Source organism: Pseudonocardia sp. NPDC049154 (assembly GCF_040648315.1).
In the GTDB taxonomy this organism is placed as follows: domain Bacteria; phylum Actinomycetota; class Actinomycetes; order Mycobacteriales; family Pseudonocardiaceae; genus Pseudonocardia.
In genome coordinates this window covers 2,442-12,396 of sequence record NZ_JBEZDN010000182.1, presented here as the reverse complement: position 1 = coordinate 12,396, position 9,955 = coordinate 2,442, and the positions used below count along the sequence as shown (strand labels likewise).

Sequence of the window (9,955 nt, the reverse complement as noted above, 5' to 3'; positions counted from 1 at the left end):
CCGGAATCAGCCCGGCCTTCTCGGTGGAGATGTTCCCGACCGAGCTCCGGTGCACGGCGGTGTCGCTCGGTCAGCAGCTCGCCTCCCGGCGCCCCGGAACCCTCGGAGCCCTCCGGCGGCGGGCGCAAGGCCTTGATCGTCGGGCTCGTCGTGGTGGTCCTGCTGGCCGCCGTGGGCGGCGTGGGCTGGTTCGCCGCGAGCCAGTTCGGGCTGCTCGGGGGGAGCACCACCAGCAGCACGGGCACGTCGGTCGGCGGAGGCGGTGGGTCGAACGAGGAGATCCCGCCGGCCGCCGACTCGACCGAGCCCGAGGTCGCCACCAGCGTGCCGATCCCGTCGCTGGGCGCCGCGATCCCGGTCGGCAAGACCCCCGGCTACATCGCGCTGTCGCCCAACGGCCGGCTGGCCTACATCGCCAACCGCAACGCCGGCGTCGTCACGGTCATGGACACCTCGGTCAACAAGGTCATCGCGACGATCCCGGTCCAGGCCGGCCCGCCGCAGTACCTGGCCTTCGCGCCCGACGGCAAGCGCGTCTACGTCTCGATCTTCAACGACCAGAAGACGATCAACGTCGTCGGCGTGCTCGACACGACCAGCAACTCGATCACCTCGACGATCCCGGTCGGCACCCGGCCTTTCGCCCTCGCCGTCACGCCCGACGGGTCGAAGCTCTACGTGCCCAACCACGACTCCGGCACGGTCAGCGTGATCGACACGGCGACCAGCACGCTCGTGCACGACATCAAGGTCGCGCCGAACCCGCACTGGGTGACCTTCTCGCCCGACGGCACCAAGGCGTACACGGCCAACCACGAGTCGGGCGTCGTCACGATCATCAACACGGCCGACGACACCGTGCTCGGCGAGGTCAAGGTGCAGGTCAGCCCGCACAGCCTCGAGGTCGCGCCGGACAACTCCGTGGTCGCCAACGTGAACTACGACAGCGACTCGGTCACCGTCATCGACACCAACACCGACCAGGTGATCGCGACGGTGCCGGTGGGCAAGAAGCCGCAGGACATCGCGTGGGCGCCGGACGGCCGGTTCGTCTACGTCACCGCGGTGGAGGGCGACAACCTCACGGTGATCAACGCCCAGACCTGGACGGTCACCGCCACCCTGCCCACGGGCGACGCCCCGACCAGCCTGGCCGTCACGCCGGACGGGAAGAAGGCGTACGTCACCAACCTCAACAGCGGCACCCTCACCGAGGTCAACCTCACCGGCTGACCCGGCTCCCGCCCGTCCCGCCGACTCCCGACTCGCAGCAGTCCCGCGAGTCGGGAGTTCGCGCACCGCGAGTCGGGCTGTGGCGCCCCGCGAGTCGGGGAGTTTGCGCACCACGAGCCGGGCTGTGGCCCCCGCGAGTCGCGACTTCCAGCACCGCGAGTCGCGACTTCCAGCACCGCGAGTCGGGAGTTCCGGGTCACCGAGTTGCACATCCTCGTCGACTCCGCGAGTCGCGCTGAGCCCTCCCGCGAGTCGCGCTGTGCCCCTGCGGGCGGGCTGTGGCCCCCCGCGAGTCGCGCTGTGGCTTCCTGCGAGTCGCGCCCCAACTTCCGCCTGGAACGTGACGGAGGAATGCAGTACCGCCGGTCGGAGGGTTCGCGTCCCGGTGCGGTCGTCCGTGTTCAGACGGCCTGGCGGCGGGTACCGCTGCACCGGTTCTGGTGCGCGGGGGTCAACCCCACCCCGGTCGGCGGGGCGGCCTCGGTAGGAGTGGGGCCAGCGTCATCGTCCCGGGTCGGGCCCGGCGGGATGCTTCTTCTCGTTCGACACCGACACCGGGAGGGCCCCGGCGCCAGGACGGAAGGAGAAGCACGATGTCCGCGAAGACCGCTCAGCTCACCCTCGTCACCGGCACCGGCATCCCGGCGCTGACCCACCGTGATCGCGCCGTCCTGCGCGCCGTCGAGGCCGGCCGCGTCCGGCTGTCCGGTGGCTCCGCCCTCGTCGTCGACGGGATGTTCCTCGCCGACCCGTTCGCCGCCCCGCGGCTCACCGACGCCGGCCTGATCGCCGACGCCGACGGGTCAGTCGCCCTCACCGACTCCGGTCGCGCCCTGCTCGCGGCGTGACGTCCCGCGCACCCCCGGCCCCGGACGGAGCCGGGTCGATCGCTCCCGGGGACACCGGAACGTCCGGCGCCTGCCGTTCCTCCGCTGTCCCGTCCCCGCTCTCCCGGTGCGCGGCGAACCGCGCGGCCTGCCACTTCCCCAGCTCACGGATCCCCAGCGCCACCAGCGCGGCCAGCGCGATCCCGACCCCGATCGTCCACGCCGCGGTCGCTCCGGGCGACGGCGTCGCGGGCAGACCGGCCGCGACGTCCCGCGCCGCCTGATCGTGATCGTGATGCCCGCCGACCGGGACCGCCGGCCGCGGCGCCCCGTACGGCAGCTCGAGGGCCGCGTGTGCCGGCGCGGGCCGGCCGGGCACCACCAGGTCCGACCATTCGACGACGGCGCCGGACCGGCTCGTCTGGGTCGTCCGGAACCGCACGGGCCCCGCTCCGTCGGGCATCCGGCCCACCCGCAGCACGAGGTCCACGGGCTCGGCCGCGACCGGCCCGCCGGTCCACTCGATCCCGGTCGCGGTGGTCGCAACCTGCCATCCGGGCGGCGACGACGGCTGCGGGTCCACGAGCGGACGCGCCGTCGGCAGGTCCACCCGGACCGCGACGACCGGATCGGCCGGATCGTCGTTGGTCACGCGGAACGTCACGGCGACGTCCCGCGCGCCGGCCTCGGTGTGGTCGGGCGAGAGCGTGACGTCCGCGGCCGCGGCACCGGCGAAGACCGTGCCGAGCCCGACGAGCGTCAGGAGCATCAGCAGGGCGCAGCGGACCGGGACGGCGGCTCCGCTGAACCCGCGCATCCCCGCCTCCTCGCGCCGCTCCCGACAGGAACTCGGCCCTGATCGTCGGGCGTTACCGCGCCTGCACGTCGGGAACGACGGTGGAGGCTCCGCACTCCCCGGTCAACCTCCCGCGCGTCGGCGCTTCCAGGTGACCGAACCCCACAACCCGGGACGAGGGACATGTGCACCTCGGTGACCCGAAACCGCCGACTCGCGGGAGGGCAGAGCCCGACTCGCGCTACCGGAACCCCCGACTCGCGCTACCGGAACCCCCGACTCGCGCTACCGGAACCCCCGACTCGCGCTGCCGGAACCCCCGACTCGCGGTGCTGGAAGTCGCGACTCGCGGTGCCACAACTCCCGACTCGCGGTGCCACAACTCCCGACTCGCGCTGCCGGAACTCCCGACTCGCGGGGTCAGGGAGCTACACCGCGCCCAGGACCGGTTCGAAGGCGAGCTCGGCGGCGCCGACCAGCTTGCCGTCCCGTCCCAGCGGCGAGACCGCGATGCGGGTGCGGCCCGCGGCGCGGCTGACCAGGCTGCGGCGGTGCAGCTCGTCCCGGATCCGGTCGACGAGCCGGGTGGGGAGGGCGGCGAACAGGTCGCCCAGCACCACGAGCTCCGGCGCGAGCATGTTCACCGCCGTGACCAGCCCCGTGACCAGCCACTCCCCCACCTCGGACAGCAGGTCGAGCCGGCCGGGGTGGGCCTCGAGGTCCCGCAGCTCCGCCACCAGGACCCCGCGCGGCGTGTCCTCGGGGAGCCCGAGCGCCCGGCACAGCGCCGGCTCGCCGACCTCGGTCTCCCAGCAGCCCTGCTCGCCGCAGAAGCACGCCCGCCCACCGGGCCGGACGATCATGTGCCCGATCTCGCCGACGTACCCGCCGGACCCCCGCAGCGGCACCCCGCCGACGATGACCCCGCCGCCCACGCCGACGTCGGCGGACAGGTACAGCAGGTCGTTGGCGTCCCGCGCCGCCCCCCTGACGTGCTCGGCGAGGGCGCCGAGGTCGCCGTCGTTGCCGACGGTGGTGGGCGACCCGAGCACCGCGCCGAGCCGGCTGCCCAGGGCCACCTCGCGCCAGCCGAGGTTGGGCGCCTCGTGGACCAGGCCGTCGGCCCGCCGGACGACCCCGGGGACCGAGACGCCGACCCCCTGCTCCCGCACGCCCAGCTCGTCGCGCAGCAGCTGCGCCGACTCGGCGATGTGCGTGATGACCTCGCCGGGCAGCCGGGTGGTGCGGTGCAGGTTCCAGCTGTGCCGGCCGAGGATCTGCCCGCCGATCCCGACCATCGCCATGGCGACCTGGTCGACCCGGACGTCGACGGCCAGGACGACCGCCGCGTGCGCCTCGGGCAGGACCAACAGGGACGGCCGCCCGGCGCCGGTGCGCTGCGCCGGGACGGCCTCCGTGACGACGCCCGCCTCCGCCAGCCCGTCGACCACCGCCTTGATCGTGCTGCGGTTGAGCCCGAGCTCGCTGGCGAGCGTCGCGCGGGTGCAGGGCCCCTCGACGTGCAGGCGGCGCAGCAGCGCGGTCCGGTTGTGCCGGCGGGCGTCGTCGGGACGGGTGCCGGAGGTCGGGACGGTCACCTGCCGGCGGCCGCCGACTTCCGCCGGGACAAAACGTCGACGCCCGCCGCGAGCAGCAGCACCAGGCCGGTGATGATGAAGACCACCGCGGCCGGCTGCTTGAGCAGGCCCAGCCCGTTCTCGACGGTCGCCAGCACCGCGCCGCCGATGACGGCGTTGGACACCCGGCCCCGCCCGCCGAACAGCGACGTCCCGCCGATGACGGCCGCGCCGACCGCGAACAGCAGCGTGTTGCCGCCACCGGCCGCCGGCGAGACCGACCCGACCTTCGAGGAGTAGACGATCGCGCCGATCGCCGCGAAGGCCGAGCTGATCACGAACACCGCCGCCCGGATCCGGACGACGTCGATGCCCGCCCGACGGGCCGCCTCCCGGTTGCCGCCGACGGCGTAGACGTGCCGGCCGAACCGCGTGCGGTCGAGGACGTAGGTCCCCAGCACGAGGAGGACCAGGACGATCGGCACGACATAAGGGATACCGGAGATCGCGATGATGCCCGGCGACCGGTCCCGGGTGAGCAGGAAGGTCGCCAGCGCCCCGAGCACGACGACGGCCCCGACCTTGATCAGCACCAGGCCCGTCGGCTTCGCCACCAGGCCCTTGTGGAGCCGGTTGCGCTGCTGCAGGAGCAGGACCGCCGCGTAACCGCCCGCCGCGACCACGAACAGCACCCACGAGCCGAGGGTCGACAGGTTGCCGTTCGCCACGGCGTTGATCACCGGGTCGCGCAGGCCGAGGGTGCCGCCGTCGCCGATGAGCTGCAGGATCACGCCCTGCCAGGTGATGAACAGGGCCAGGGTGACGACGAAGCTCGGCATCCCGATGCGCGCGACGAGGAAGCCGGTCAGGCACCCGACGACCACGCCGACGCCCACCGCGAGCACCATCTCGATCCACGGGTTGGCCGGGACGCCGATCAGCAGGATCACCGCCGTCAGGACGCTCACCACGGCCCCGGCCCACACCCGCACCCAGATCGCCAGCGCCGCCGCGACGAGCATCGTGACGATCAGCACCGCGAAGACGAAGCCGCCCATGGCGCCGAGCATGTTCCCGCCGCTCACGAGATGCAGCGCCATGAGCGCCGCCGCGAGGCCCGACGCCGTGCCCGCGGCGAGGTCGATCTCGCCGGTGAGGAGCACGAACACCAGGCCCATCGCGATGATGGTCCGGCCGGCACCCTGCTGGAGGAGGTTCGCGAGGTTCAGCAGGCTGGGGAAGGTGCCGCCGGAGTCGAGGATCGTGAACAGCACGAACAGCGCGGCGAGGCCGAGCAGCGCGGGCAGCGAGCCGAGCTCGCCGTTGCGCAGGCCCTGGAGGTAGCCGCGGATCGCCTCGCCCGTGGTCCGGGCGGTGGTGTCGATGCCGAAGTCGGCCGCCCGGTTCCCCGGGTCGGCCTTCTCGGCCGCCGACTTCTGCTGCTTCTCGGGTGCGGTCACTGCCCGACCACCCCTTCCGGTCGGGCCAGCCCGAGGTCCCCGGACCGGCCTGCGGTGATGAGCTCGACGACCTGCCCGTGGGTGACGTCGCGCGTGGGCACCTCGGCCACCATGCGGCCGAGGTAGAGGGTGGCGATGCGGTCGGCGACCTCGAAGACGTCGGCCATGTTGTGGCTGATCAGGACGACCCCGATGCCCTGCTCGGCGAGCCGGCGGACGAGGTCGAGGACCTGCCGGGTCTGCGCGACGCCGAGCGCGGCGGTGGGCTCGTCGAGCAGCACGACGCGGGAGTCCCAGAGAACGGCCTTGGCGATGGCGACCGTCTGCCGCTGCCCGCCGGAGAGCGACGCCACGGGCGTCCGCACGCTGGTCACGGTGCGGACCGACAGCGAGGCGAGGGTGCGCCGCGCCGCCTGCTCCATGTCGGACTCGTCGAGCAGCCACGGCCTGCCGCGCTCCCTGCCGAGGAACATGTTCTGGACGATGTCGAGGTTGTCGGCGAGCGCGAGGTCCTGGTAGACGACCTCGATCCCGAGCTTCGCCGCGTCGGACGGGCTGTGCAGCGTGACGGGGTCGCCGTCGAAGAGGATCTCGCCGCCGTCGATCGGGTGGATCCCGGCGACGCACTTGACCAACGTCGACTTGCCGGCGCCGTTGTCGCCGACGAGCGCGGTCACCTCGCCGGCGCGCACCGTCAGGTCGACGTCGTGGAGCACCTGCACCGCGCCGAAGCTCTTCGACACGGACCGCAGCTGCAGGATGGGTTCGGACATGCAGACCTCCATGCGAGGGCGCGCGGCCGGGAGGGCGCCGCCTCCGGAGCCGATGGTCGGCTTCGCAAGCTCCGCCTCCGCGGCCGCGCGCCCGGCTCGGTTACTTGATGCCGGCCGCGTCGCAGGCGGCCTGCGTGGCCTGCACGCAGATCTCGCTCGCCGTGACGTAGCCCGCGTCCGTCACCGTCTTGACGTTGTCCTTGGTGATCAGCTGCGGGGTGAGCAGCACGGACTTGACCTCGCGGTTGCCCTTCGGGTCGTTCACCGTCTGGGTCGCCGTCTGGTCCGCGGTGGCGGTGTCGCCCTTGGCGAGGGCCGCGGCGAGCTTGGCGGTCGCGTCGGCCTCCTCCTGGATCGGCTTGAACACCGTCATGTACTGGTCGCCGCGCAGGATGGCCTGCAGGCCGTCCGCGGTGGCGTCCTGGCCGGTCACGGCCACTTGGCCGTTGAGCCCGTACTTGGTCAGCACGGTGACGATGGCACCCGCCAGGCCGTCGTTCGCCGCGACGACGCCGTCGACCTTGCCGCCGTTGCCGGTGAGCAGCTGCTCGAACGTCTGGCCGCCGACCTGGTTGTCCCACTTGTCGATGGCCTGGTTCGCCACGAGCTTCAGCTGCCCGGAGTCGTACATCGGCTTCAGCACGGTCTGCTGGCCGTTGTAGAACAGCGTCGCGTTGTTGTCCGTGGGCGCGCCCTCGATCTGGATGACCTGCGCGCCCTGCTTGCCCTGCAGCGCCTGGGCGAGACCCTGGCCCTGCAGCGCGCCGACCTTCTCGTTGTCGAAGGAGACGTAGTAGTCGCTGGTGCCGCCGAGGTTCAGCCGGTCGTAGTCGATGACCGGGATGCCCTGCGCCTTGGCCTTGGCCGCGACGGCCGAGCCGCCGTCCGAGCTGATCGACGCGATGACCAGCACCTTCACGCCGCTGGAGATCATCCCGTCGGCCAGGGTCGAGAACTTCTGCTCGTCGCCCTGCGCGTTCTGGATGTCCGGGTCGAGCCCGGCGGCGCGCATGGCCTTGTCGAGCATGGGCTTGTCGAAGCCCTCCCAGCGCGCGGACGTGTCCGTCTCCGGGAGGATGACGCCGACCTTGACGCCCCCGCCCGCCGGCGCCGCCGAGGGAGCGGTGCCGCCCGACGACCCACCGGAGCTGTTCGCCCCGCACGCGGTGAGGGTGAGGACCAGCCCCAGACCCAGCGCCGCGATCATCTTCGGCGCGCCTCGCAGCGCCGACCTGCCTACCCGCATCCGCCCTCCACCTCACTGTGGACCCGGTGTCCGACGACATCGGGTGAATGTTGTGGGCGACAACGTATGCGGCCGAAGTCTGTGATGCAAAGCATGCTGAATCGGTCAAGGTTCCGCTGGATCGTCACGATTCGGTCTCGCCGGAGGGCCTTTGTTGTCGGGGTCCCGTTTCCTGTCGCGCCGCGTCACCGGGCTGCTGCGCTCCGCAACCGTCGCAAAGGGGGCCGGCACGGCGGCACCTCGTTGCGCCGCCCGGGCGCGGACCGGCGGGGTGAGACGCCTTCCCGAACGGCTCTGCGGGGACGGACCCCGGACCACACCGACCGGCGTGCTCCGTCCGGGCCGGTTCACGCTCCGTGCCTCCCCGGGCGGCGGCACGGCGGGGGCCGACGAGGTCGCCACGGCGCGAGTCGGCGCCACCGGATCGAGTGATCTTCACTCGGGCGCACCCGCAGCGATGACACTGCGTGACGGAACGCGTGCAGTTACTCCACGTGACGACGACGGGTCTCCCGGGGTGGCTCGACCATCTCGGGCGCGCCGTCCCCGTCACGCGATCTCAGCGCCACCGCGGCGATCACGGCCGCGATCCCGACCGCCTCGGCGGCCCCCGGGAGCTGCCCGAGCACCAGGAAACCGATCACCGTGGCGGTCGCCGGGAGCAGGGCCAGGAGCACCGCGAACCGCCCCTGCCCGACCCGCCGAAGCACCACCTGGTCGAGGCCGTAGGGGATCACGCTGGACAGCACCCCGACCCCGACGGCGAGCAGCACCACCACCGGGTCGGCGAGCGGCGCGAGGCCCGCGGTCCCACCGAGGAACAGCACCGGGGAGCACAGGACGGCGGCCACGGTGAAGCCGACGGCCATGTCGTCGACCCCGTTCCCGGCCGTCGCGACCCGCTTGCCGAGGAGGATGTACGCCGCCCACATGACGGCCGCGGCGAGCGCCCACAGCACCCCCGACGGACTTCCTGACCAGCGGACATCCGCGATGAGGGCCACCCCGCCCGCGGCCAGCACGACGGCCCCGACGTCCCGCGGGCGGCGGGAGAGGGCCGCCGCCACCGCGACCGGCCCGCAGAACTCCAGCGCGACCGCGGTGCCGAGCGGCAGCCGCGCGATGGCCTCGTAGAAGGCCGCGTTCATGAGCGCTGTCGCCAGTCCGAACGGGACCGACCGCCGCAGCCGCGGAGCCCGCCACGCCGCCCGCCGGGGCCGCCGCCACGCGAGCAGCACCAGGCCCGCACCGAAGATCCGTAACACCGCGACGGCCGCGGGCGACAACCGGTCGAACAGCCCGACAGCGAGGGCCGCCCCGACGTACATCGAGGCGCCCCCGACGACGAAGAGCACGGGCGCCGGGACCCGGCGAACCATGCTCGCCGTCACGCCGGTGCCCCCGACTGCGCTCCGTAGCCGCGAGGACCCGACTGTTTACACACCACACCTTGCGGTGTCACACCATGCACCGCATCATTCACTCGTAGTCAACTGAATCCGTGTTCGTCATCGGACCGCCACCGCGTCGACGGTCACTCGACCCCGAAAGGTCGATCTGTGATTGTCGTCGCGACACGGGACGGGAACACATGCAGGGGTATCGAACGTCTGCAAGAGTGGGCGCACCGCGCGAGCGGTCGTCACAGCAAGCGACATCGGGAGACCGGTGTCGAGACGGAGGGAGACCGCTATGCAGCCTGGAACCCTGACCCGGCCCGAGTTGACCCTCGCCGACCGCTGTGACCGCTGCGGAGCGGCCGCAAAGGTTCGTGCCGTGCTGCCGTCCGGCGGCGAGCTCCTGTTCTGCGGACACCACGCGCGTGCGCACGCCGACAAGCTGCGCGAGCTCGAGGTGGACGTGCAGCAGGGTGCCGAGTAGGCACGAGTGATGGGCGATCGGCGACTCCCCTCGCCGGTCATGTGAGCGTCGTCGAGAGGGCCGGCACCCCCCGGGGGCGCGCCCGCAGTTGGGGGGGGGGGGGGGGGACCACCCGAACCCCCCCAACCGGGTGGGGGGGTGGGGGCCCGACCGGGGGGGGTC

At 72.8% G+C, this 9,955-nt stretch carries 9 protein-coding genes; 3 read left to right on the top strand and 6 right to left on the bottom strand.

The features are described from left to right. The first annotated feature begins 132 nt into the window (after nt 1-132). Together AB0B41_RS40685 and AB0B41_RS40680 are read left to right on the top strand one after the other, a co-directional pair. On the top strand, nt 133-1,233 hold the full coding sequence (locus tag AB0B41_RS40685; protein WP_358212371.1) for a beta-propeller fold lactonase family protein: 1,101 nt from the start codon (nt 133-135) through the stop codon (nt 1,231-1,233). 593 nt (nt 1,234-1,826) lie between these two features. Further along, complete coding sequence (locus AB0B41_RS40680) at nt 1,827-2,081, top strand: hypothetical protein (RefSeq protein WP_358212370.1); 255 nt, start codon at nt 1,827-1,829, stop codon at nt 2,079-2,081. On the opposite strand, the gene AB0B41_RS40675 is transcribed toward AB0B41_RS40680, so the two are convergent. The 6 genes from AB0B41_RS40675 to AB0B41_RS40650 all read right to left on the bottom strand — a co-directional run bounded on the left by AB0B41_RS40675 (nt 2,047) and on the right by AB0B41_RS40650 (nt 9,291). Further along, nucleotides 2,047-2,877: a DUF1775 domain-containing protein gene (locus AB0B41_RS40675; RefSeq protein ID WP_358212369.1), complete on the bottom strand. Its 831-nt coding sequence runs from the start codon at nt 2,875-2,877 to the stop codon at nt 2,047-2,049. The genes AB0B41_RS40680 and AB0B41_RS40675 overlap by 35 nt on opposite strands. A gap of 407 nt (nt 2,878-3,284) precedes the next feature. Continuing rightward, nucleotides 3,285-4,454, bottom strand: a complete 1,170-nt coding sequence (locus AB0B41_RS40670) for an ROK family transcriptional regulator (protein WP_358212368.1) — start codon at nt 4,452-4,454, stop codon at nt 3,285-3,287. Next, nucleotides 4,451-5,818, bottom strand: a complete 1,368-nt coding sequence (locus AB0B41_RS40665; RefSeq protein WP_358212373.1) for an ABC transporter permease — start codon at nt 5,816-5,818, stop codon at nt 4,451-4,453. Before AB0B41_RS40665 ends, AB0B41_RS40670 begins: the two co-directional genes overlap by 4 nt. 71 nt (nt 5,819-5,889) lie before the next feature. Next, nucleotides 5,890-6,666, bottom strand: a complete 777-nt coding sequence (locus AB0B41_RS40660) for an ATP-binding cassette domain-containing protein (protein WP_358212367.1) — start codon at nt 6,664-6,666, stop codon at nt 5,890-5,892. A 100-nt stretch (nt 6,667-6,766) separates the two neighbouring features. Further along, nucleotides 6,767-7,912, bottom strand: a complete 1,146-nt coding sequence (locus AB0B41_RS40655; RefSeq protein ID WP_358212366.1) for a substrate-binding domain-containing protein — start codon at nt 7,910-7,912, stop codon at nt 6,767-6,769. A 485-nt stretch (nt 7,913-8,397) separates the two neighbouring features. Next, nucleotides 8,398-9,291 carry an EamA family transporter gene (locus AB0B41_RS40650; RefSeq protein ID WP_358212372.1) on the bottom strand — a complete coding sequence of 298 codons (894 nt, stop codon included), beginning with the start codon at nt 9,289-9,291 and terminating at the stop codon, nt 8,398-8,400. A gap of 313 nt (nt 9,292-9,604) precedes the next feature. On the opposite strand from AB0B41_RS40650, the gene AB0B41_RS40645 reads away from it, so the two are divergent. Next, nucleotides 9,605-9,793 (top strand): hypothetical protein, encoded by a 189-nt coding sequence (locus AB0B41_RS40645; RefSeq protein ID WP_037050289.1) that lies wholly within the window; start codon nt 9,605-9,607, stop codon nt 9,791-9,793. Nucleotides 9,794-9,955 lie beyond the last annotated feature (162 nt).